The organism is Paraburkholderia lebeckiae (assembly GCF_050436225.1).
In the GTDB taxonomy this organism is placed as follows: Bacteria; Pseudomonadota; Gammaproteobacteria; order Burkholderiales; family Burkholderiaceae; genus Paraburkholderia; species Paraburkholderia tuberum.
Map to the genome: position 1 here is coordinate 2611755 of NZ_JBNDLU010000001.1, position 23424 is coordinate 2635178.

The 23424-nt window shown below is 59.5% G+C and carries 25 protein-coding genes and 1 pseudogene; 12 read left to right on the forward strand and 14 right to left on the reverse strand.

The genetic code is table 11. The features are described from left to right. Positions 1–71 precede the first annotated feature (71 nt). Positions 72–1313, forward strand: coding sequence for a cystathionine gamma-synthase family protein (locus tag OKW45_RS12210; RefSeq protein ID WP_429468375.1), 1242 nt, complete (start codon positions 72–74; stop codon positions 1311–1313). A 102-nt stretch (positions 1314–1415) separates the two neighbouring features. Here the strand turns inward: OKW45_RS12210 and OKW45_RS12215 are convergent, their stop codons facing one another. Next, positions 1416–1784, reverse strand: coding sequence for an NUDIX hydrolase (locus tag OKW45_RS12215; protein WP_035471738.1), 369 nt, complete (start codon positions 1782–1784; stop codon positions 1416–1418). Between the two features lie 241 nt (positions 1785–2025). On the opposite strand from OKW45_RS12215, the gene OKW45_RS12220 reads away from it, so the two are divergent. Next, positions 2026–2940, forward strand: a complete 915-nt coding sequence (locus tag OKW45_RS12220; protein WP_429468378.1) for a CHAD domain-containing protein — start codon at positions 2026–2028, stop codon at positions 2938–2940. A gap of 323 nt (positions 2941–3263) precedes the next feature. Here OKW45_RS12220 and cysQ read toward each other — a convergent pair whose 3' ends face one another. The 4 genes and pseudogenes from cysQ to OKW45_RS12240 all read right to left on the reverse strand — a co-directional run bounded on the left by cysQ (position 3264) and on the right by OKW45_RS12240 (position 5035). Beyond that, positions 3264–4091: a 3'(2'),5'-bisphosphate nucleotidase CysQ gene (cysQ, locus tag OKW45_RS12225; RefSeq protein ID WP_429468381.1), complete on the reverse strand. Its 828-nt coding sequence runs from the start codon at positions 4089–4091 to the stop codon at positions 3264–3266. After that, on the reverse strand, positions 4084–4389 hold the full coding sequence (locus OKW45_RS12230) for an adenylyl-sulfate kinase (protein ID WP_429469362.1): 306 nt from the start codon (positions 4387–4389) through the stop codon (positions 4084–4086). Before OKW45_RS12230 ends, cysQ begins: the two co-directional genes overlap by 8 nt. 5 nt (positions 4390–4394) lie before the next feature. Continuing rightward, positions 4395–4454, reverse strand: a pseudogene (locus OKW45_RS12235) (hypothetical protein); the annotation flags it as partial. Further along, positions 4436–5035 carry a hypothetical protein gene (locus OKW45_RS12240; RefSeq protein WP_429468383.1) on the reverse strand — a complete coding sequence of 200 codons (600 nt, stop codon included), beginning with the start codon at positions 5033–5035 and terminating at the stop codon, positions 4436–4438. The pseudogene OKW45_RS12235 and the gene OKW45_RS12240, both read right to left, overlap by 19 nt. Positions 5036–5350: 315 nt before the next feature. Here OKW45_RS12240 and OKW45_RS12245 point away from each other — a divergent pair, with 315 nt between their 5' ends. Further along, entirely contained in the window at positions 5351–6232 is an 882-nt protein-coding gene (locus OKW45_RS12245) for a LysR family transcriptional regulator (protein ID WP_429468385.1), read from the forward strand. Between the two features lie 9 nt (positions 6233–6241). Here OKW45_RS12245 and OKW45_RS12250 read toward each other — a convergent pair whose 3' ends face one another. The 3 genes from OKW45_RS12250 to OKW45_RS12260 form a co-directional block, all read right to left on the reverse strand. Further along, positions 6242–7531: an ATP-grasp domain-containing protein gene (locus tag OKW45_RS12250; RefSeq protein ID WP_429468387.1), complete on the reverse strand. Its 1290-nt coding sequence runs from the start codon at positions 7529–7531 to the stop codon at positions 6242–6244. A gap of 2 nt (positions 7532–7533) precedes the next feature. Then, positions 7534–8757 carry an MFS transporter gene (locus OKW45_RS12255; protein WP_429468389.1) on the reverse strand — a complete coding sequence of 408 codons (1224 nt, stop codon included), beginning with the start codon at positions 8755–8757 and terminating at the stop codon, positions 7534–7536. Positions 8758–8883: 126 nt separating this feature from the next. Next, on the reverse strand, positions 8884–9168 hold the full coding sequence (locus OKW45_RS12260; RefSeq protein WP_204357174.1) for a YciI family protein: 285 nt from the start codon (positions 9166–9168) through the stop codon (positions 8884–8886). Between OKW45_RS12260 and OKW45_RS12265 the strand changes: the two genes are divergently transcribed. Further along, complete coding sequence (locus OKW45_RS12265) at positions 9109–9669, forward strand: SOS response-associated peptidase family protein (protein ID WP_429468391.1); 561 nt, start codon at positions 9109–9111, stop codon at positions 9667–9669. The genes OKW45_RS12260 and OKW45_RS12265 overlap by 60 nt on opposite strands. A gap of 154 nt (positions 9670–9823) precedes the next feature. Here the strand turns inward: OKW45_RS12265 and OKW45_RS12270 are convergent, their stop codons facing one another. Further along, positions 9824–10174, reverse strand: coding sequence for a VOC family protein (locus OKW45_RS12270; protein ID WP_429468393.1), 351 nt, complete (start codon positions 10172–10174; stop codon positions 9824–9826). A gap of 319 nt (positions 10175–10493) precedes the next feature. Here OKW45_RS12270 and OKW45_RS12275 point away from each other — a divergent pair, with 319 nt between their 5' ends. The 8 genes from OKW45_RS12275 to OKW45_RS12310 all read left to right on the forward strand — a co-directional run bounded on the left by OKW45_RS12275 (position 10494) and on the right by OKW45_RS12310 (position 17294). Beyond that, positions 10494–11516: an IS30 family transposase gene (locus tag OKW45_RS12275; protein WP_026226609.1), complete on the forward strand. Its 1023-nt coding sequence runs from the start codon at positions 10494–10496 to the stop codon at positions 11514–11516. 166 nt (positions 11517–11682) lie between these two features. Further along, on the forward strand, positions 11683–12216 hold the full coding sequence (locus tag OKW45_RS12280) for a GNAT family N-acetyltransferase (protein ID WP_429468396.1): 534 nt from the start codon (positions 11683–11685) through the stop codon (positions 12214–12216). Between the two features lie 99 nt (positions 12217–12315). Next, a complete protein-coding gene (locus tag OKW45_RS12285) occupies positions 12316–12885 on the forward strand; it encodes a GNAT family N-acetyltransferase (protein ID WP_429468398.1) in 570 nt (189 codons plus the stop codon). Positions 12886–13012: 127 nt separating this feature from the next. Beyond that, positions 13013–13402, forward strand: a complete 390-nt coding sequence (locus tag OKW45_RS12290) for a VOC family protein (protein WP_084754367.1) — start codon at positions 13013–13015, stop codon at positions 13400–13402. A 334-nt stretch (positions 13403–13736) separates the two neighbouring features. Beyond that, positions 13737–14972 (forward strand): MFS transporter, encoded by a 1236-nt coding sequence (locus tag OKW45_RS12295; protein WP_429469365.1) that lies wholly within the window; start codon positions 13737–13739, stop codon positions 14970–14972. A gap of 214 nt (positions 14973–15186) precedes the next feature. Beyond that, on the forward strand, positions 15187–15642 hold the full coding sequence (locus OKW45_RS12300; protein ID WP_429468400.1) for a GNAT family N-acetyltransferase: 456 nt from the start codon (positions 15187–15189) through the stop codon (positions 15640–15642). A 115-nt stretch (positions 15643–15757) separates the two neighbouring features. After that, complete coding sequence (locus tag OKW45_RS12305) at positions 15758–16270, forward strand: NUDIX domain-containing protein (RefSeq protein WP_429468403.1); 513 nt, start codon at positions 15758–15760, stop codon at positions 16268–16270. Positions 16271–16385: 115 nt separating this feature from the next. After that, positions 16386–17294 (forward strand): alpha/beta fold hydrolase, encoded by a 909-nt coding sequence (locus tag OKW45_RS12310; RefSeq protein ID WP_429468404.1) that lies wholly within the window; start codon positions 16386–16388, stop codon positions 17292–17294. 83 nt (positions 17295–17377) lie between these two features. Here the strand turns inward: OKW45_RS12310 and OKW45_RS12315 are convergent, their stop codons facing one another. From OKW45_RS12315 to OKW45_RS12335, 5 genes are all read right to left on the reverse strand, one after another. Next, the gene (locus OKW45_RS12315; protein ID WP_429468406.1) at positions 17378–17536 is read right to left on the reverse strand and encodes a hypothetical protein; all 159 of its coding nucleotides are present in this window, start codon (positions 17534–17536) and stop codon (positions 17378–17380) included. A gap of 86 nt (positions 17537–17622) precedes the next feature. Continuing rightward, positions 17623–18429 carry an oxidoreductase gene (locus OKW45_RS12320; protein ID WP_429468409.1) on the reverse strand — a complete coding sequence of 269 codons (807 nt, stop codon included), beginning with the start codon at positions 18427–18429 and terminating at the stop codon, positions 17623–17625. 35 nt (positions 18430–18464) lie between these two features. After that, positions 18465–21605, reverse strand: coding sequence for an efflux RND transporter permease subunit (locus OKW45_RS12325; protein ID WP_429468411.1), 3141 nt, complete (start codon positions 21603–21605; stop codon positions 18465–18467). Then, the gene (locus tag OKW45_RS12330) at positions 21602–22717 is read right to left on the reverse strand and encodes an efflux RND transporter periplasmic adaptor subunit (protein WP_429468414.1); all 1116 of its coding nucleotides are present in this window, start codon (positions 22715–22717) and stop codon (positions 21602–21604) included. The genes OKW45_RS12325 and OKW45_RS12330 overlap by 4 nt, the downstream gene beginning before the upstream one ends. A gap of 83 nt (positions 22718–22800) precedes the next feature. Beyond that, a complete protein-coding gene (locus tag OKW45_RS12335; protein WP_429468416.1) occupies positions 22801–23418 on the reverse strand; it encodes a TetR/AcrR family transcriptional regulator in 618 nt (205 codons plus the stop codon). Positions 23419–23424: the final 6 nt, after the last annotated feature.

Here is a 23424-nt window from a genome sequence, read left to right on the forward strand (position 1 = left end):
AGGACTTCGCCGGCGAGCGGTTACAGGCGATAATCGGTTGGAAGCAATCGATCTATAAAAGCGGAGAAGGAATGGACAAGCAAGGTTTCACCACTGGCATCGTTCACGGCGACAGAATTGCAGGCACCGAGCACGGTGCCTTGCGTCAGCCAGTTCATACGTCCGTGCAATATGGTTTCGAGCGCGTCGAGGACCTGATCGGCGTGTTCCAGGGCACGAAGAAAGGCGGCTTCAATTACGCGCGGCAGGGCACGCCCACAACCGCCGCGCTCGAGCGCAAGATCACCAGCCTCGAAGAAGGCGTCGGCACCATCTGCTTCAGCACCGGCATGGCCGGCATCACCGCGACGTTCCTCACGCTGCTGCGCGCGGGCGATCATCTCGTGTCGAGCCGCTACGTGTTCGGCAACACCAACAGTCTGTTCGGCACGTTGCGCGCGCTCGGCATCGAAGTCACGACCGTCGATGCTGGCAACGTCGACGACGTGAAGAACGCAATCCGGCCGAATACGCGCATGGTGTTCGTCGAAACCATCGCGAATCCGGGCACGCAGATTCCCGACCTGCAAGGTATCGGTGACGTGTGCCGTGAGCGCGGCATCGTGTACTTCGTCGATAACACGATTACCTCGCCTGCATTGTTCAAGCCAAAGGCGGTCGGCGCGAGCCTCGTCATCAACTCGCTGACGAAGACTATCGCGGGTCATGGCGCCGCGCTCGGCGGCGCGGTGACGGATACGGGCCTGTTCGACTGGAGCGCGTATCCGAACATCGCCGACGACTATCGGCGCTCGCCGGCGAAGGATCAGGGGCTGCTGCAGATCCGCAAGAAAGGCCTGCGAGACATGGGGGCGGCATTGTCGTCCGAGCAGGCGCACTCGATCGCGATGGGCGCGGAAACGCTCGCCTTGCGCGTGAAGCAAAGTAGCGACAATGCGCTCGCGCTCGCGCAGTTTCTCGAAGGGCACGAAGCGATCGGCAACGTGTTCTATCCTGGCCTGAAGAGCCATCCGCAATACGAGATCGCACAGAAGCTGTTCAAGGGCGCGTCGTGGCTGTTGTCGTTCGAATTACTCAACGCGGATCGCATGGTCGAAGTCGTCAACGCGCTCAAGCTGCCGGTCAAGGCGACCGGTCTCGGCGACACGCGCACGCTGATCATTCCCGTCGCGCCGACGATCTTTTTCGAAGCCGGGCCTGAAACGCGCAAGGCGATGGGCATTTCCGACGGCATGCTGCGGCTGTCCGCGGGCATCGAGGATATCGACGATCTGATTGCGGATTTCGCACAGGCGCTCAAGTTGGCGGCGTAGTTTTTCGGGCCTTCGAAATTTTGAGCGAGGCTGGTGCGCCGGCCTCGCTTATTTAGTTCCTGGCAGTGCAATCGGACGTCGGGTATCAGTTGAAAGTCTGGGTTACTTCCTGCGCCGCTGATACATGAGCTTCACGATATCGGTCGTCGGCCCGCTGGTCATGAGGCGACGGATGTCGTCCATGTGAACCCAGCGACACCTGGATATTTCGTTACTCGGGCGAGCTTTGGCCCGATTCGGGATTTCGCAGGAAAACACGTGATGGTGCTTCTGCTTGCCACGGAAGTCGAAGAGATGCTTGGCCGACTTGCCGGATAGTTGAGTTTCTTCCTTGAGTTCCCGAAGTGCGGCGTCCGTGCGATGTTCTCCACGCTTGAGGATCCCGCCCGGCAAAGCCCACTTTGATTGACTACGTGCGACCAGAAGGATTCGCTTACCTCTGCGACAGATCACGGTGGCGCGTTTCTTCAAACCGAACTCCCACTTATGCCCCAGATGCTCTCAAGACGCGCCCCGCACGGCGGCGTATCGGGCTTTGCCAGACATAGTTGAGCATCCTAATACAGAACAGCGGAAGCCAGAAATGTTTCGAAGCGAGGACAGCGGACGCGCGGCAGCTTAAAGTATGTCATCAACGCGTCACAATCTCGGCGCACGAAGGTCGCTATGGTAAGGTCTGGGCAAATGATTTTCTATCCGACTCGAGGTTGCAATGGATATGGATGGTGACTGGTCCTTGCCACGGCCAAACACTCTCTTCAAAGCAAACCGCCGGACGGCCGGTTCATCACTGTCAAAAACGAGTTCCGTTGCCAGTACCTTCTCGTCCCTGGCGGCGCCAGTGGTGGCCGAAGCCGTGCAAAGGGCAAGAGAGCTATCCACGCAGAGCGATGCAGAAGGGTTTCATCAGCTTCGCGTCGCTTTCAGAAAGCTTCGGGCTTTGTACTGGGCGTACTCTCCATACCTCGGAGAGGAATCGACCGCGCAAGCCACCGAAGAATTCAAGCGTCTTGCGGCCGTGGCAGGCGGAACCCGTGACTGGGACATAGCCGGCGATCTGCTGAGAGCCGCCCAGGAGTCCGGCGCCTCGATCGAACTGCTGGTGGCCGCGGCGCGCGAGAAGCGCGCGCAGGCGGTGGTACATAGCCAGACGATGATCAAAAGCGACGATGTCGAGGCGTTCCTGAACGATGTCCTGCTTCGCGCGCAAACCTCACTGCAGTCGCATTGCGACGATCTACCCATTCAGGCGTTCGCCGAGAAGCGTGTCCGTCTGGCACAGCGCGCACTTCAAAAGCGAAGCAGACGCGCTGCACGCAGCAGCGAGGACACCCACGAGGAGGATCTTCACGACGTTCGAAAGGCAGGCAAAAAACTGAGGTACCTGCTGGAGTTTTTTCAACCCGTTATCAACGGCGGACACGGTCGCACCATCAAGGAATTGACATCCGTGCAGAACAAGCTGGGGCAGTTCAACGACATTGCCGCAAGCGAGGCGCTGATTCGCAGTGCGTCATTCAATGAGGTTCCGCCCGAGGTCTTGCAGGAATCGCTGCAATGGTTGGAAAAACAGAAGTCCCAACGGATGCGGGCGGCATCGCGGCGGGTCCGAGGCATCTCTAACTGAGGCGGGCGCGATCTCACTAAATGGATGCCGAAGTATCGGGGGGTTGTTGCGCGGTTGGTGAACGGCTGCGCTCGGCCATGAAGGGACCGTCGACGCATATAGCCAAATCGTCGGCAATCCACGGCGCCGCGCCATCGACGACCCGAAAAGAATCTCGCTATAGCGGGGTAGCTCCCGCTGGAACTCTTCAACTGATACTTGTACATGCGGAGATCGTCGAAGCGATCGTTGCCTTCCACATACAGGTCGCCAGAATTGAGTTCGCGCATGATCTGATGGACGCATAGCTCGAAGAACCACCGATCCTGGGTGCGCCGACGGCGCTAGATAGAACCGCTCGGGCCACCCTCTGCCACAAACCACGGATTCGCGAAATCTACGTCGCTGCTCTGCCCGCGCTTGCCGTAAGTCAACACCGTGCCGTCCATCGACATGACGCGACCGCCCGCGGCCGACAGCACCGCATGCCCCGCGGCGGTGTCCCACTCCATTGTCCGGCCGAGCCGCGGGTAGATATCCGCCGCGCCGCTCGCGATGGCGCGAAATTTCAGCGACGAGCCGACCGACACACATTTTGCGTCGGGGTAGCGCTGGATAAATCCGTCGGTATCGGCCGACGCGTGCGATCTGCTTGCGACGATGGTCGGCGGCTCGCAACGGGCGCGCACCGCGATTCGCCGCCGGTTGCGTATTCCGCGATCAGCACCGACCTCCGACATGCACGCGTAACCGGGGCGGCCCGAGTACAGCACGCGCGTCGCCGGTGCAAGCACCACGCCGATCAGTGGCGCACCGTCCCGTATCAACGCGATGTTCACCGTGAAATCGTTGCGGCCCGCGATGAACTCCTTGGTGCCGTCGAGCGGATCGATTAGAAAAAAAGCTCGCCCCAGCACGTTCGGCACCACGCCCGCCGATACCGCCTGTTCGGCCACGCACGGCACGCCGCGATACACCGCGCGCAATCCGTCCACGATGACCGCCTCGGCGGCGTGATCGGCTTCGGTTACCGGCGACCGGTCCGCTTTGGCCCATACCGGGCACCGGTTGTCAAAATACTCGAGAATCTTTTCGCCCGCCACGATGGCGATCTGCTCGAAACGGTCCAGCGTGCTGGCATCCACCGACAATGCGTCTTCCTGTTCAATCATTCAAATACCCCCGCTCCTTCAACCATACCTCCACTCGCTCGACCGTTTTCTCCACCGAGTGCCCGACGGTATCGAGCCGGATCTCCGGTGACTCGGGCACCTCGTACGGAGAATCGAGCCCCGTGAAGTTCTTGATCTCGCCGCGCAGCGCGCGCGCATACAGGCCCTTTGGATCGCGGCGGACGCACTCCGCAATCGGTGTCTCCACAAACACTTCGACAAACTCGGCTTTTTCGGATTGAACGAGATCGCGATGTGGTCGATGTCCGATGCTTTCAACCCGCTGCGCGCGAGACAGCTTTCGATCGCGCGCTCCGGAAACTTCTGGGAATGTTTTTCGCCCGTCAGGCGCTCGCCTTCCACGGCGACCAGCAGTTCGCCATCGGCAACGACACATGCGGACGAGTCATGAAAAATGTAGACGTGAAATAATGGTGATACATGCGTTCTTCAAAAAATATTCCGTGCTCCTCGACACTGCCCAACTGGTGTTCGTGAATCTTCGCGGCAAGCCGGCCTAATTCGGTATTCGGCCAATAGCTGATTCCCTCGACGCATTTTCGCAAACCCAATATATCGAGGATTTTCCACAGCGTGATGAACGGAAAGCGCCATTCCAGATGTGTCAGGGAAAAGAAGGTATTCGCGTCGAGCGACAGCGGCCGCAGCAGGAACGTTGTTCCGCTGCGCGGCTGGCTCATGATGAAAACCGGCCTGGCCAACTCCTGCTGCGTAAACCGTGAAAACAGAATCTCGTCAAGATACCAGAGCACCGTGAAAAACGGTGCATAAATCAATTCCTTGCAAAGATGCCATGCCATGCTGCGCTTCTGATTCAGCGTCACCTCGCGGCTTCGAATAACCTCCCTCGCGACGACAAGAAATGATCGCCACAAAAAGAACGGACAACAGGCAACCAGAAAAAAATAACTGATCAATACCATAAACAACACCACTCACCTCCCCCATACTTCAGTTTAAAAATTAATTCCTTCGGAAGAACGATGTGCGCTATCACGAAATTGATTTTGATTATCATATATCTGCAAATGGCCTCGATGCATCCGCAGATTTGCAGTCTTGAACTGCAAAATTGCAGTGCATAACAATTTATACAGACTTGCCCGCACTTGATTATCCATATTGATTTAAAACAGCGGCGCGCGACTGGTGATTTCACATTGTTTGACTATTGGCGCATACCGGTGATGCAGTTATGATCCGATCCAGACGATAGATCGCGTAAGGAAATACGGTGCATGTCAAAAGAAAACTGGGACGACCTGCGGGTCGTGCTGGCCGCTTCGCGGACCGGCAATTTCGGCGAGGCGGCGCGTCTGCTGTCAGTTAACGAAAGCACGGTGGTCAGGCGGATTGCTCAGGTCGAAGAGCGGTTGGCCGCGCGCCTGTTCGATCGCGTCAAAGGCAAACTGACGCTGACGGATGCGGGCCTCGAAATCGCCGGCCTCGCCGAGCGCATCGAGATCGAAGTGCAAAGCTCCACCCGGACGATTTCCGGCGCCGATGTTCGCGTCGCCGGCACCGTACGCGTCACGTCGGTACCGATCCTTACCAACCGTATTCTCATTCCGGCGTTGCCGAATCTGCTGGGCCAGCATCCAGACCTCAACGTCGAACTGGTCGCTGAAGCGCGTTCGCTGAGTTTGACCAAGCGTGAAGCGGATATCGCGATTCGCCTCGCGCGGCCGCGCGGCGAAGTCAGCGTGGTCGCGAGAAAACTGGGCGATTTGCCGTATGGTGTCTATCTGCGCGAGGGCGCGGCAGAAGACGCGCTGCGATGGCTCACCTACGATGATCGGATGAACGATCTGCCGCAAGCGGAATGGATGGCGAAAACCATCGGACTTGGACAAGGGTCGGCGGGCCAGGTGATGGTCAACGATGCCGAGGCGCTGCTCGCCTGTGTACAGGAAGGTCTGGGCAAAACGCTGCTGCCGGTCGCCGTCGGCGAGAGCATCGGCGGCCTTGTCCGTGCGACGCAATTTCCTTGCGACCTGACACGCGAAATCTGGCTACTCGTGCATCCCGACCTGCGCAAGCTGAACCGGGTGCGCACGGTTATCGACTGGGCCGCGGCGACGGTGAACGCGCTCGCGTCGCGCCACGCCGCCGGGTGTTAAGGCGAGCGCTTAGCGGAACAGATAGTCTTCGCTCGAACTGCGCAGTTTGATGCCGGTCGCCCGAGCCGTTTGACCGATGATCCACTCGGCCAGCAGGCTGCTTTCGTGCGCCGATGCGCCGACCACCTGAAAGTGAAACGGGCACGTACTGCTGTCCATTTTCGCCACCCGCGTGCCGCGGCTGACGTCGAAGCGCCAGCCGGCCAAACGTTCCTTGAACGGCGCGTTCCAGTGCGGCGCGATCGCTTTTTCCACCTGCGTCGATTCCGCCGCGCCGATCATTCTGGTGGTCGCCGCCCGGATCGGCACGATGTCGCGGCACGCGACCGGCATCGCGCGCGTCAGGTACATGTCGACGAGCAGATCGTACGCGTCGATGCCGGTCGCGAGCTTGAAAACCGTCGGCATGTTGCCGCCCATGATGCGCGGATTCGCCTCCACCAGCACCGGCCCGTGTTCGCTCAGAATGATCTCAATGTGGAAGATGCCGAAGTCCAGCCCCACGCTGCGCACGACCTCGACTGCGTAAGCGCGCAATGCATCCGCCACTTCCGACGACACGGGAGCCGGCATCGTCGTGCCCAGTTCGATCGCGGGTTCGTCAATGCAGCGCTTTCTGGCGGAGACGATCAGCGGCACCACTTCGCCGGCGGCCGCCGCGACCTCGACAGATAACAGCGGCCCGTCGATGTAATCCTCGAGCAGCGTTTGCGGTGAAATCGCGTCCAGCAAACCGGCAGGCAACGCAAGCTGCTTGCCCAGCGAGGCGAAGTACGCGCGCAGCCGGTCTTCGTCGTCGATCTTCTCGGCCAGGATACTGCCGCCGCTCGACGGTTTCGCGATGACCGGATAGCCGATGTGCGCCGCGCGCACGAGTGCCAGCTCAAGGGTGTCGACGACGAAATGGCCGACAGACCTCAGGCCGCTCGCGCTGATCCGGTCGCGGCAAGCGGCCTTGTTCTGCGCCAGCGACAACGCGGCCGGTTCGGTGCCCGCGAGGCCCAATCGCTGCGCGCAACGCGCCACCGAACTCGCGCAGTACTCAAGCACCGTCACCACCGCGTCGAGCGGATGTTTACGGTTCAGCTCGGACAGCGCGGCAAACAGTTCGTCCTCGTCTCTCGACGCATCGATGCGGACGATCCGGTCGGCCAGACCGCGTGCTTCGATCGCCGACAGATCGCCGAGAAATTCGACAAACTGCTTCGACGAAACGAACGTGACTTCGTGTCCGCGGCGCTTCGCGGCAAGCAGCGCATTCAATCCGACCGGATTACTGTCGACAAACGCGATATGCATGATTACCCCACTTCTTTTCCAAGGAAGCCGGCTTGGTTTCCGAACGCCGCCCGGCGAAACCGGGCGAACAGCGGCACCAGCGCGGCGATGACTATCACGATGAGCGTGACCGGCGCGAAGCCGATTTCGCTCACCAGATAGCTGCCGCCCAGCGAGACGGCCAGCATCAGGCCGAGCGCCCACGCATTCGCGTTGGCCATGATTCTGGGCATGCTTGCCGACGGCACGGAGGTGAGCACGAAGCGCATGTGCACGCAGTACGCGGCCTCGAAGCCGAACGCGAACACCGCGTACATCGGCACGCCGAACGCAGGGCGCGTGATGAAGATCAGCGGAATCAGCGTGGCGAGCTCGATGCAGTGCGACAGTGGCCCGATCGTGCGATAGCGGCCGCCCGCAACACCGATGCGCGCCGCCGCGAGCGCGCCGACCACATACGCGATATTAGTAACGGCCTGCAGCAGCGCGATACCCGATGCCGGCATGCCGAGCTGATCGACCGCGAAGACCGAACGGGCGACGTTGTGATACCCCTGAAAGAGCGCCACCGCGGCAATGAAATAGACGAGCGCCGATTGCGCATCCGGATCGGCGCGCTCGTTCACCGCGCGCGATTTGCCGGACTGATCGGCGGGCTGCCGTGCTTTGGCGACCGTCGCATAGCTGCAGGCCGAAATCAGGTGAAGCGCGATCGAAAGTGCGATGACCTGCTGCGAACTCAGACGCGGCAGGAACAGCGCGCCGGCCAGCGCACCCACACCGCCGCCGAACAGCATCGCTGTGTTGTAGTACGACGCGGCGCGATCCAGCGTGGCGCCCGTAAAAAGCCGCTTGACCGCGACGGGGCGCGCGACCTTCGACAGGTTGTCGAACGTGCCCTTGACAACGAGAATCCCGAGCAACGGATAGAGATCGTTCACCAGCCGCATCGCGACCAGCAAGGAAAGCGCCGAGCCCACTTCCGCCGCGATCAGAAGCGAGCGCCCGTCGTAACGCGAAGCGAGCGACCTAATCAGCGGCAACGCCAGCACTGCCGGCACCCACTGTGTCAGGACGATGCCGTTTGAAAAGACCGGGGAGTGGGTTTGTGTGAACACGGCGGCTGACAGTGTCATCAGCAGCAGGAAGGTTGCGACCGTTGACGCGAATATCGCCGCCCAGATTCGCACGAACGTCGCGTCGCGCACGACCCAGGTTTCCGGCAGGTTGAGTGACCGTTGATTCACGGAATCCTCTGCCTTTTCGGCTAGTTAAATGATCGAGATGAACTTGATAAAGCCGAGCACGCTGAATATAAGCGGTGATGCTTAAAATTCAATTTCTTATCTAAAGTAAGCACTCAACCAGCGAAGCTATACATTCCGCTTAACCGTCGAAAACACCTGGGGCCATTCAAAAATGCGAAACGACTTTCTCAAACCGGTCGGCCAGAATGGATCTTCCTTGATTAAACCGAGGACCTGCTCCGGCGTTTCCGCCTCGACCACCCACAGGCCGCCTGCACCCGTGCCGTCAGCCGTGTCGATCAGCGGTCCGGCCTGCAGAAACGCCGCCTTGTTTTTTTGCAGAAACGCCAGATGCGGTTTCATATTTTCCGCACGAGCAGAGGCAATCGCCTCATTGTCTTCGAACTGCACACAGTAAATCATTTTATTTTCCCGAATGACGCTACGCTGGGCATAGTAGCATCGGTACGGCAGGTTTACCCGCGCATATTTGCCTGGCAGAATTGCATTAATGCGGGCGGTTGGGATGAACTTTGCGCGCGCAGGCGCATCATCGTTCAGAGACGAAAGAAACTGCGCTGGCGGATTGGACTTGCGGACCGGAACGCATGCGCCAAAGCTGGCTTATGGCGGGTCTGGGACAACGCGGACGGCTCGCAGACCGCTTCCATGACCATGCTTACTCTCAACGCCGCCGAGCATCCGTTGATGAAGCGGTTCCACAAGCGCGGCGTCGTCGTGCTTCCGCAATCCGAACACGTCGACTGGCTATCGTGCAAGAGCACGGACGAAGCCAGATCTTTTCTACGACTGCTGCCAGCCGACGCCTTGCAGGCGGAGCCATACCCGTTCCCGCCGCGCGTACGGACCCCGCTCGCTCCCGAAGAGGGCGATCAACCGTCCCTTATCTAAGCTGGCAGGGCCGACTCCGTCCCTTGCAGTTCTCGCCTCGTCGGGCCACAAAGATCGTTCTTCGCGGATTTGCGGGAGACCACTTGCCGACAGGCAGTAGTCGGCCACAAGCAGCCTGTCGAAATGGCCACGCAGATCGTCGACAATATTCGGGTTAGCCGTAGAGCCCAACGCAATTTTCCCAAGGGTCGCGCAGCATGCACATCCGCTTTCCATCTTCCACTTGGCCTGGCCCACGATAAAGCGTGGCACCTATGTTCAGAAAATGCTTTAGCGATTCATCGAAGTCATCGACGGTCCAGTAGACGACTGTGCCCGCCGATCCCGCCGATAATTTTGCATGGGCGGGAACAATTTCGAGTCTGATGCCATTGAATTTGAGGTATGTCAGATTGAACTCGTCAAGAAAGCGCCTCTCAGCGCCTCGAAAAGCTGACTGGTACCAGTCCAATGCGGCCGGCACGTCTGGCACATACACGAGCACTGCACATATTTGCGAGTTCATGCGGGTTCTCTTTTGTGTCGTCGCTGAACGAGGTGAGGAAGATCGCGATTCGCGATATTGGTCGAAAAATCTGCTTTAGCAAAGTGGGCGACCTAATTGTTGAACCGAGAGAGCGCTTTGTCGGTACCCATTTGTCCGCTACGGTCGAGGCATGCAAATCGCATAGGGTTGTGGCCGACCGAGGCCGTGTGAAAACGCGCTCCGCACGAAGCCTTCTCAAAAGTCGACCCTTCAGATCGCCGCGTATCAGCCCGGTGGCGACTCGGGAAGAGCGGCCTCAAATCTGAAGTGCAACACCTATCTCGTATAAGGTGTTGCGATGCACGAAAGAACTCAGTACCAGCAACTTCAACCTGAAGAGCGTCTGACCATTGCAAGCCTGCATCTGCAGGGTTCGAGTATCCGGGCCATGGCCCGGATACTCGGGCGCTCGCCGGCCACCGTTAGCCGGGAACTGACGCGAAACAGCTCTCCCGCTGGCTACGCGTCCGTGCCGGCTGAAGCACTCAGTGCCGCACGCCGCAGCGCGGGTCGCCATCCCACAAAGCTTTGCCTGCAAAGCGTCTGCTGGCGTATCGTTCTCACCCTGCTCGAGTGGAAATGGTCACCCCAGCAGATATCGGGCACACTCAAGCGTATGTATCCGACCGACCCGACCCAGCAGGTTTCGCACGAAACCATCTACACGGCCATCTATGCCCAGCCGCGCGGCGAACTGCGCCGCCAGCTCATTGCGTGCTTGCGCCATGGCCACAGCACGCGCATGCCGCGTACACGGGGCACAGACCGGCGCGGACAGATTCCTGACATGGTCAGTATTCATGTGCGGCCGCCCGAAATCGAAGACCGACTGCTGCCTGGGCACTGGGAAGGCGACTTCATCAAGGGTGCCGGCAACCAGTCCTCGGTAGGCGTGCTGGTCGAACGGACCAGCCGGCTGGTGCTGCTTGCCAAGATGGAAGACGCCACCGCCGCTTCAGCGCTGGCGGGCTTCTCCGCCAAACTCAATTCGATTGTCGCGCCATTACGGCAGAGCTTCACCTACGACCAGGGCAAAGAAATGTCGCGCCATAAAGAGCTCACCGCCGCAACCGGCGTGAAGGTGTACTTCTGCGACCCCCACAGTCCCTGGCAACGCGGCACTTGCGAAAACACCAACGGGCTACTGCGCCAGTATCTGCCCAAAAGCACAGATCTTTCGGTCTACAGTCAGGACGAACTTGACGCTATCGCCGACAGTCTGAACAGCCGACCTCGCGCGACTCATGCCTTCCATTCGCCATTCGAGGTCTTCGCCGCGACCCTTGCCTCAGCAAGTCAACCTCAAGGCTCTAAACATTAAACCCGCTGTTGCGCTTCACTCTTGAAACCGCCAAGGGTAAAGCGACACCCGAAAACCGAGTACTTTTCCGTTTTCACACGGCCTCGACCATGAAGAGACGTTCGACACACGTTTCTGATTCGTCGACAATTGGTGAATATAAACAAACCTCGACGGAATACTTGAGATGCTGCTGCGGCCGACCGAAATCCAGATTGAATCAACCCGGCTCTTGATGAAACCGTTCTCGGCCAGCGACGCGGATGCCACGTTTTCATGCATCACCCCTTCGCTCACCCGTCACATGGCGTGGGAGCCACCGGCATCCCGGCATGACTTTGACGGTGTTTGGCGGTCCTGGATACCGTCGATAGCCGACGGGTCAGACTATGTATTCGCGATACGTCAGTGCGCTGACGGGAGTTTCCTTGGGTTGGCCGGACTTCACCGCGTACACACCGAGAGCCCGGAACTCGGCATCTGGATTCGTGAAGATTGTCATCGAAATGGCTTTGGTCGTGAAGCTGTAACTCTAGTTGCACACTGGGCAACGCGAACCATTGGCTCTGAAAGCTTTACCTATCCGGCTGCCGAAGAGAACCACCCCAGCCGACGCATCGCCGAGTCGTTGGGCGGCGTCATTGTGGAAAGCCGCGTGACACCAAAGTACAAGTCCGTCGTCTACCGAATTCCTCGCCAGCCACTCACGAAAGAGGCATAGGCGGTTCCGCCTTCAAACCGACCTTCGTCGGCCATGAACGGACGGTCGTCGGCGAATACTGAATCGTCGACAATTTTGACGCGGTGAACAGCCAGTAGAATGTGGCCGATTACCCAGATACCCTTTCCCGCGTTCGCCTGGTTGGAAAAAGCAATGACTCATGTGATCCGCATCGTCCGATGGGAGGCATTAAGCCCGGCCCAGAAAATCGACGTTGAGAATTTGAAGATTTCCGATCAACAGATTGAGTATGCTGGGCCAACTCACCGCGCAGTCGAGGCTTGCATGTCCGATCTGACTGGCGAAATCCAAGGGGCGGCTATCTTCCACACGGAAGTAATTGTAGGTTTTCTCGTTCTGAAGAGGCGAAACGCCGCCCCCAGTTGGGCTTCAACTGGAGCCGCCGTCATTTCGGCCCTACGTATCGACTTACGCTTCCAAGGTCTAGGAATCGGAACGGCTGCGCTCCAGCGTGTGCCGGAATGGCTTTTGACCCACTGGGCCGACACCAAGTCCATTATGCTTTCCGTCGACGAAGAGAATGAGACCGGGCGCCGTTCGTATGCAAAAGCCGGCTGGGTGGATCTGGGAACCCGGGACGAGGGAAGAATCGGGTGGGTTCGCTATATGAAGCGCGACCTGCAAACGGTGTTTGCTGTCTCTGACTGAGCTCAGCGCAGGAACTCGCTTCGGCCCCAATCGGTCAGGCGGAAAGGCGGCGACAATTTTCGTTTGACGTATCCTTGAGGATCGATGTTCCGACACTCTTGGCCAACGATCCCGATAACAAAACCCGATGCAAGCACATCTCAGAATAGCCAGACCTGTCAGCGACCTTTCGCGGGCAGAAAGCATGTATTGCGCAGCGCTCAGCCTCGTTGTGCTGGCGAAATTTCAAGACCATCAGGGGTTCGACGGGTTGATACTCGGACGTTCCGGCATGGACTATCACTTCGAGTTCACACAGTGCCGTGAACATCCGGTAGCGCCAACACCAACGCGTGAGGATTTGCTGGTGTTTTACGCCCCGGATCGAGTTGAGTGGCAGTCGACTTGCGATCGTCTCGCCGAGAGCGGATTTGTTTGCGTGGCGTCGCTCAATCCTTATTGGGACGTGTCAGGCAAAACATTTGAGGATCACGACGGCTACCGAATCGTTTTGCAAAACTCGGCGTGGCCCTCATGATGCTTGCGTAATGCATTTGGATGCCGGCCCGATCGCTTTGCAGCAAGTCGCACGGTCGCGTGAGAGGCGAACTCCGGCCATATACGGCTAAGCGGCTTACCTCCGTGAACTGCTGACACTCGCTATCTTAAGCATCGCCAGTAGCGAATCGGACATGTATGTCGTCAATTAGCGAAACGCCAGCGTCTGGAGGCGTGCATCTAAATTTCGGCAAAAAATGTTGAGGTAGCATCATCGGACTCAACGGGGGAAGACGGTGTTTCGGGGAATCAAGTCTCACATAAACGCAATTGGCGTCCCTCTTGCCCGTCTGCTTCTCAGCGATCTGCTGAGGATCCTGGCAGAAATGGTTGGCTACATCACGCTCCCTTGGTGGATCGTTCATCTGGGCGGCGCACACGACTTGGCGATCTACAGCGTAAGCATTGCCGTCACCACGATTTTTGCAATGCCACTACTTTCGCCTCTTGGGGACCGCTACGCAAAGAGGCCACAGATTGTATGGGGTCTGTGCGCCCTGATGGTCGTCGCCTTTACCCTCGCTACGCTCGCGTCCCTGTTTGACTACCGGCTTATGCTGATCGTCTGCATAGGCATGGTGACGGTTATCGCGAAAGCTTTCATCGATCCAGCTAGCTCCATCATTTCGGCTGAACTTGTTCCGGCGGATCGTTTGGCCAAAGTGCTTCGTCTTCGTAAATCGACGCAGGCGGCTGGCCGTGCCTTAGGACCCACATTGGCTGGCGCGACTCTGGCGTTGGGTGGTATCGCCGCAACATTTTGGATGAACGGCATTTTGCTCGGCGTCGCTGCCTACGTGGCCTGGCAGCTTCCATCGCATACTCAGCCTAACGAACGCCATCGCGGTTTAGCCCGTTGGTGGGAAGACCTGCGCGCCGGCCTGCATGCTAAATGGATCGTCCCGTTGGAGCGCGGCTGGACGCTTGTCAATTTCTTCGTTTGGATATTCCAGGGCCCTGCAGTCGGCATGCTGATCCCGCTCAAAGTTCAATCACTTGGGCTATCGGGTCTCTGGCTAGGTGCTAGCGAAGCGGCCTTATCTTTAGGTTTGCTTCTCGGCAGCTTTCGTGGTTCTGATGCGCTAGTCGGTCGTTTCGGCCGATTCAATGTCAGGGTGGGGGCCGCCATGTGCGAAGGGCTGGCGCTTGCTGCTTCGGGCTGGGCGCACTCACCCATCGTTCTCATACTGGCGTTTACATGTGTGGGTTTCGCCAATGCATCGATGGGGCTCGTCGGCGCGACGCACCGTTCATTGGCTATCCCGCAGAACTTCCGCGTTCGCATTCTCGCTGCCAGCATGATGACCACGCAGATTGCGGGCATTCTTGGACCAATGATCGCAGGCGCTGCGCTCACGCATTGGGCGGTGGGCGAGGTCTATACATGCTTCGGCTTTGGCACTTGTTTGCTCGCTTTTGGTTTTGTCCTGATACCGCGATCGCGCGAATTCTTTGCGCTCAACCACGATCAGGTGAAAGATTGGTTTCGTCACGAATATCCCCAGGCATTCAAAGCATCTGCGGTGCCCGCATCGAGGCAAACTGCGTAGATCGCAACGCGGCAAGTCTCGGGAAACGCCACGTGTATGTGCGGATCGGACTTACCCGAGACACGATCGAGTGACCGCTTTGTAGAAATTTAGTCGACCGCTCAGGGTGGCGGACCTTCGGCCCCAAAGTGCAAATTGGTGACAATCGATTCGGCGCGATAGTATTTGCACAAGAAGTAAGCCTCGCGAATCCTTTGACCGGAAGCCGTTCCCAATGAACATCGCCTTTTCCGATACAACCGAGTCCGACGCCGACACACTGGTCGCCATTCGTATCGCCGCGATGCGCGAGAGTCTGGAGCGCATCGGTCGTTTCGACCCGCAGCGTGCCCGCGAGCGCTTCCTCGCGTCATTCGACCCTGCGCGGTGTCGATTCATAGAGGTCGATGGCGTTCGGTCGGGCTTTATCCTCATACGCCCACAGGTAGACTACTGGCTACTGGACCACCTTTACATTCTGCCGGCGCACCAAGGGAAAGGAATCGGCGCAGCCGTCTTGCGGGACGTCTTCGCGAACGCCGACGCGCAACGCATGCCAATCCGCCTCGGTGCTCTACGCGGCAGTGATTCAAACCGCTTCTACCAGCGGTACGGATTTGTACAGACTGACGAAGGAGAATGGGATATCTACTATGTGCGTCAGCCAATCGAAACACAGGAAGAAAGCTAGGGTGTATTGGTATTCATAGGGCGGGGCCCATCGCTGGAGTCGGCGACAGAAGTTCGAGCGTCCAGACGCCTAACCATGTACTGCCGAGTTCGGCCATTTTGGGACATTCGACAGAGTGGTTTGGATCGCCGACAATCGGGCAGGCACAAACTCATCGGGGGTGAAGGTGTCGCTGTACGTTGATAACGAAAGCTACATCAGTCGGCTGAGGAAAAAGGTTGGAAGTGATTTGATTTTGAGTCCCTCCGTTGCAGCCGTGATTCACGATCATGAAGGCAAGCTGCTACTTCAGGAGAAATCGTCCGGAGAGGCGTGGAGTTTGCCCGCTGGTGGAATTGAACTGGGAGAAAGCCCACAAGAGGCCATCTTCCGCGAGGTAATGGAGGAAACTGGATATGCAATCCGCATTCACGGCATTCTCGGCGTGTTTGGCGGACGGCCGTTCCGATACACGTATCCAAGCGGCGACCACGTCGAATACGTAGTGACGCTGTTCCAATGCAAAATCATTGGCGGCTCCGGGATACCCAGCGATTCCGAAACCCGGTCAACTCAATATTTCGGAAGGCACGAGATGCCGGAACTGGCACTCCCGTATCCGAAAGGCGATTTGTTTCGCCCTTTCTAAGATCACAGCCGGACGCCGTTGCTGTTTGACGTGCCTCCAAATTCGGCCACAAACGGCCAATGGACAATTCAGTTTAATGTTGTGACAATCGGTCATTGCGTATCAACAATGAGCGATGACATCACAACTTGAGGCGTTTATTCAGTCCGGTCCTGTAAGACTCGCGGTGCAGGATCACGGCGGAATCGGGCCTGTAATGCTTTTGCTACACGGAGCGGGGCGATCGGCCGCTGATTGGATTCCAATGGCGCATTTGTTGACATCAATTCGACACGTCATCGCGTTGGACTTGCGCGGCCATGGACTATCGGAGTCGGGAGATTGGAGCGTCGATCTTGTCTTGAAAGACATAAGGGCCGTGCTTCAGAGCTATTCCACCACCAATATTTCGATCGCTGGCCATTCGCTCGGAGGAGTCTTGGCATTCCTTTACGCGTCGAGGTATGGCGGTGTTAGCCACTTAATCGATTTGGACGGGTTTGCGCTACTTGCCAACGAGTATGTCGGCCTTTCTCCCGAAGAAGCGGCGGCCTCTCAAGAAAGAGTGCGAGCTGAATGGGTGCGGCCGCAGCCGAACTTGACTGACAAGGCAGTAGCTAAGCTCGAAGAAAACTTAGTCGAGGCCTACGGCCTTTCGCCGGCCGATAGTTCAAAGATTATTAGGCGAGCGCTGAAACCACTTGGCAACCAAAGTCACTCGCTGCATAAGGACATGCGGGCGATTCAGGGAATTCGCACTTTGTATGGAGCATTTCTCCATGACGATAGCTTTTTCGACCTGGTCCGCTCGATAAACGTCCCAACGTTGATCCTTCGCGCAAATCGGCTCAGCCTGCCGGCACAACTCCCCGAGTGGCATAAAGAAATGCTTAAAGCATACTTCCTTGGAGTTCAGCACCAAACTGACGCTTTGCAGTATTCCAGCCAGTTTTCGCTGTCTGTACGTGAAAGCAGCCATATGATGATGTTGGAAGAGCCGGGGGCACTGGCTGCTGAGATAAACCGATTCCTCACCGCAGGCTAAGCGGCGCTTAAGGCTGCGTACGCCCGCGGCGCTCACCACTCGAATGTCCGTTTCTGGTAACGGTGAGAGACCGCTGTGTCGCACTAACCCGCGACGGATGTCGCGTTCAAGAGACTCGCGCAACCGCTCGTGCCGGTGAGCTGTTCCATACAGGCGAGTGCCGGCTTGCTACCGCCTGCAAGCGAAGGTCGCCGCGCAGCTTCCTGCTGAGCGGCCCAGTCGATGGTCGTGGCGGAGGTCATGAAATTGTCCTGATAACTGATGCGCCTTTTTCAGAAAAAAGGGGCTCGTCGAACCTTGGCCGCAATGTGATGCGTGGACGAGCGCTTCAACCAAGTCCGAATGTTTTCCTCAAGCTTGAATCGACGGGACCAGCGGGCATAAAGCGGCGTAATTTGCTCAGCAACGATGCCTGTCCGGCAGGCGTGCGACGCATCCGCCAGGCGCCAAGCGCCGCTTCGACAATAGTGTTTGCCACGCCCTCGGGCTCGGGGGCACCTTTGACACTGCTCACGACTGCGCTCGTTGCAAGGGCACGCTCGCGATCATAGTCGGCGATTTTCGAACCCGCCTGGGGCGCATTGATGTCGAGATTGGTCCTGGTAAAAGTCGGTTCGACCAGCGTTGCGCGTATGCCGAACTGGCGCACCTCATGATCCAGGGTTTCGGTCAGCCCTTCCACAGCGTGCTTGGACGCCGAATAGAGTCCCATGTAGGGCGCCGGAAGAAACCCGAGCACCGAACTGACATTGACGATCCTTCCACCGCGTTGTGCCCGCATGTGGGGGAGTACAGCCTGGGTCGCGCGCAGAATGCTGAATACATTGGTATCGAACAGAGACGAGGCCTCGGCAGTCGACGTTTCCTCGACCGCGCCAATCATGCTCGTTCCTGCATTGTTGACAAGCACGTCGATTCGCCTGGCGCGATCGATGACGGACTGGATTCCAGCCTGGACCGAAGCATCGTTGCAAACATCCATCTCGACAAGCTCGACGCCCGGGATAGGCGCCGCTTTTGCGATGCTGCGCACGGTGCCAAATACGCGGCACCCCCGCCTGGCAAACTTCTCGGCGGCGGCGCGTCCGATACCCGATGACACGCCGGTAACAACGACAACGGTGGAATTCGACATGAACAGCTCTCTTCAGGTGAATTGATGGTGTTTTTTTAACTGCCCGCGTCGAGCGCGTCCTGCAGCGTTTGCCCGGAAGGCTGCACCTTCTCATGCCGATCTTTGCGCGAGCCAGCAATACTCCCGGGTCGAATCCTGAACCAGATCGAATACATGGCCGGCAGGAAGACCAGAGTCAGAATCGTCCCGGCGAACGTACCGCCGATCAGCGTGTACGCGAGGGTTCCCCAGAACACCGAATGGGTCAGCGGGATGAAAGCGAGGATCGCCGCCATGGCCGTCAGGATCACCGGCCTGGCACGCTGCACGGTGGCTTCGACGACCGCATGGAACGGATCCAGCCCCGCCTGCTCGTTCTGGTGGATCTGTCCGATCAGGATCAGCGTGTTGCGCATCAGGATGCCCGACAGCGCGATGAGACCGACCAGCGCATTGATGCCGAACGGCTGCCTGAACAGGATCAACGTCGGCACCACCCCGATCAAGCCCAGCGGGCTGGTCAGGAACACCATCACCATGGCGGAGATCGAGCGCACCTGGAAGATGATGATGATGAGCGTAACCGCCAGCATGATCGGGAAGAGCGGCAACATGGCTTTCGTCGCTTTAGCCGATTCCTCGATGGAGCCCGCCTCTTCGATACGGTAGCCGGTCGGCAGCCGGGCCATGATGGGCTGAAGCTGCTTCGTGATCGCCGTCGATACGTCCGGCGGCTGAAGGTTGTCGGCAATGTCGCCCCGTACCGTGATCGTCGGCACGCGGTCCCGCCAGCGCATGACCGGTTCTTCCATGCGCACGTCGACCTTGCCCACCTGCGACAGCGGAATGCGTTGCCCGTTCGCGCCAGCCAGCGTGAAATCGCCGATCCGGGCCGGATCGAGACGAACATCGCCGGCCGAACGCGCCATGACCTGCACGGTTCGAATATCCTCACGCACGGCGGTGACAGCCACGCCGGTTAGCAGGAATTGCAGTTGTTGCGCCACGGCGCTGGATGTCAGCCCCACCGCCTGCAAGCGATCCTGCTGCAACGTGAAGTGCAGCGTGGGCGTGCGCGTACCCCAGTCAGCGTTGACCGTACGCATCATCGGACTGCCCTCCATCCCCTGCTCAACTTCTCCCGCAATACCGCGTAGCTTGTCCGGGTCCGGGCCAGAGATACGGTAGGCGACCGGGAACGGCGAATATGGACCGAATACGAGTTGCGTAACCCGCACGCGCGCCTCGGGGGCGAGACCGCCCGCGATGGCCTGACGCAGTCGCTGCTTCAATGCGTCGCGCTCATCCTGGCTGTCCGTGCGCACCACGATCTTGGCAAACGACGGATCGGGCAGTTCCGGCCCCATCGCCAGGTAAAAGCGTGGCGCGCCTTGCCCGACGTACGCGGTGACGATCCTGGCTTCCTTCTGCTTCGCGAGCCACGCTTCGACCTTCGTCGTCGTAGCGCTGGTTTGCGAGATCGACGTGCCATAGGGCATCTGCACCTCGACCAGCACTTCGGGACGGTCGGAGATCGGGAAGAACTGTTTTTTGACCACGCCCATGCCGAGGATGGCCAGCACGAAGAGGCCCACAACCGAACCGGCGACCAGCCATTTGCGCGCGATGACGCGCGTGAGCAGCTGACGGAAGCGGTTGTAGCGCGGCGTGTCGTAGATCGCGTCGTGACCGCCTTTGACCTTTTTGAAGTCGGGCAGCATCTTCACACCCAGGTAGGGCGTGAAGACCACGGCGACGACCCACGATGCGATCAGTGCGATGCCGACGATCCAGAACATGTTGCTGGTGTATTCCCCGGCCGTGGAGCGCGCGAAGCCATTGGGCATGAAGCCGACGGCGGTCACCAGCGTGCCCGCCAGCATCGGCGCGGCCGTATGACTCCACGCATAGGCGGAGGCGGCGATGCGGCTGTAGCCTTCCTCCATCTTTACCACCATCATTTCGATCGCGATGATCGCGTCGTCCACGAGCAGGCCGAGCGCGAGGATCAGCGATCCGAGCGTGATGCGGTCAAAGTTCTTGCCGGTCGCGGCCATCACGACGAACACCACCGCGAGTGTCAGCGGTACGGCCGCGGCAACGACGAGGCCCACCCGCCAGCCCATGCTGACGAAGCTCACCAGCATGACCACCAGCAGCGCGACGAAAAACTTGAGCATGAACTCGTCGACCGCCGAATGAATGTTGACGGCCTGATCGGTGACCTTGGTGAGGCTCATGCCCAGCGGCAGCCCGGCGTTGATTGCGCCGACCTCGCTGTCCAGCGCCTTGCCGAGGTCGAGCCCGTTCCAGCCGTCGCGCATGACGATGCCCAGCAGCAGTGCCGGTTCGCCGTTGTTGCGGATCATGAAGGTCGCCGGATCTTCATAACCACGCGTAACGGTGGCAATGTCCGACAGCTTCAGCGTGCGGCCCTGCGCTACGACCGGCGTGTCGCGGATCTTCTGCAGGTTGTCAAAGGCACCGTCCAGGCGAATGAACAGCTCCGGACCTTTGGTCTCCACGGAGCCGGCCGGCGTCAGGGCATTCTGACCGTTGAGCGCGGCGAACACGTCCTGGGGGCTCACGCCCAGCGTTGCCAGCCGGTCATGTGAGAGCTCGACATAGATCCGCTCCGCCTGCTCACCGATGATGTTGACCTTCTTCACGCCCGGCACGTGCAGCAACCGCTGGCGCAGCGTCTCCGCATCGCGAACGAGCAGGCGCTGCGGTTCACCCTTCGCCTTCAGGGCGAAGAGGGCAAACGTGACATCCGAGTATTCGTCGTTGACCATCGGCCCGATCACGCCAGCCGGAAGGTTATTTGCCTCGTCGCTGATTTTTTTCCGGGCCTGGTAGAACTGCTCCTGCACTTCCGACGGCGGCGTGCTGTCGAGCAGGGTCAAGGTCGTGAAGGCCAGCCCAGGCCGTGTGTAGGTCTCGGTCCGGTCGTACCAGCGCAGCTCCTGCATGCGCTTTTCGATCTTCTCGGCGACCTGATCGTGCATTTCCTGCGCCGTGGCTCCCGGCCAGGCGGTGATGATGGTCATCACCTTGACCGTGAACGCGGGGTCTTCCGCCCGGCCCAGCTTGAAGAACGAAACGAGCCCCGCCAGCGAGATCAGGCAGATCAGGAACAGGGTGATGGAGCGCTCGCGCACGGCGAGCGCCGACAGGTTGAAACGGCCTTCGCTCACGGACGGGCTCCCTCGGCCGTCATGGCGACGGCTTGACTTGTCACCCGGACCTGCTCGCCTTCGCGCAGCAACTGCGCGCCGAGCGCGACGATCCGGTCGCCTTGCTTGATCTCACCAGCGACGCGAGTACTATCGTCGTCCAGACGTTCGACGGTAACCGGCCGCCAGGCAACCTTCGCCGGCTCGCCCTTGATGACCCACACCCCCGGTCCCTTGCCCGCGTCAAACAGCGCGCCGATCGGCACCTGCAAACCGCCTTGCACCGCGGAACGCGCGTCCGGAATCTGGACCGTCACCGTGGCGCCCAGTGGGGCGTCGGCCAGCTCTCCCTGCAGCACGTACCGCGCTTCGAACGTACGGGTACGGGGATCCGCCGTATCCGAAAGCTGGCGCAGCGTCGCCGGCACGCTAACACCGCCGTTGCCGAACAGCGTGGCCTGGGCGACCGAACCGATGGCGGGGCGCAGGGTTTCGGGTAGCTGGATGACAGCCTCGCGGCGCCCGGCGTGGGCGAGGCGCACCACGGGCTGTCCGGCGCTGACGACCTGGCCCGGTTCGACCAGCGTTTCCATCACGACGCCATCGCCGTCCGCCAACAGTTCGGCATAACCCGTCGCGTTGCGCGCAACGTCGGCGTCAGCCTCGGCCGCACTGAGCTGCGCTTTGGCGGCATCGGCCGCCGCCTTGATCTGGTCATAGGCCGATGCCGATATCGCGCCGGTTCCGCGCAGGTCGCGATAGCGCTCTTCATCCTGCGCGGTCTGCTGCGCGCGTGCTCGCGCGGCGGTGACCGCGTCCTGCCGGGCCTGCGCGGCAAGCCTCAGATCGATGGGGTCGAGGCGCATCAGCGGCTGGCCGCGTTTGACGGTTTGCCCGGCATCCACCAGCCGCTCGAGCACCTTGCCGGAGACGCGAAATCCCAGGTCGCTCTGCACGCGCGCGGCGACGGTTCCGGTAAACGAACGGGAGGCGGGGATCGCCGCCTGCGCGATGGCGGTGCGCACCAGGGGCGCTTCGGTGCGCGGATCGGACGGCGCTTTTGCGCCGCAGGCGGCTAGCGCAAGTGGCAGTGCACAGACGACTGCAGAGGTAGCAAGGCGACGCCGGAGCATGAAAGACCCATTGACGGAGTGATCGGGGCTTTCATTATGGTTCTAGTGACCAACTTAGTCAATAGTCACAATCGAAATTTCCATCAAGGCGACAGACTGCGAAGCACGAGACTGGACAGTTGTGCAGGCGCGACCTTGGTGTAATCGAAGCTGTACTGCAGGAGCATTGGGTTCAGGTAGGGGCGCATCACCAGATAGATCGCCATCGCAGTCTCATCGAGGGGTGTTTTGCGCTCGAACTCCCCGCTTTGCCGGCCCTCCTGGAGGACGTCCCGAAGCAGCTTCTGGACGCGCTCTTCATACGCAAGCACCGCCTGCCAGTTCTCCGTGGCCGCCGATGCGGCAATCTCGTAGAGCTTGCGGTCCTGGAAAAACAGACGGAGGCTCGCTTCCGTGAAGACGTTGAACATCCGCCGCAGCTTCTCCGGTGGCAGATCGGTCTGTGCGACGGCCGCCCTCACCTCGGTTTCGATCTCGTGCAGGCAGTTCGCGCAAATCATCTCGCCAATGGCCTGCTTGGACTCGAAGAACTTGTAGATGTAGGCCTTGGAAAACCCGATCGCCTTGGCGAGGTCTGAGACCGTCGTTTTCTCGTAGCCATACCGGCTGAAGTGCTCGGTGGCGGCGACGACGATCTGATCCCGTACCTCGTGGTCAGCGGGGCCGCGCGCCGGGATGGAGGAAGTGGTGACTTTTTTCATGGGTAT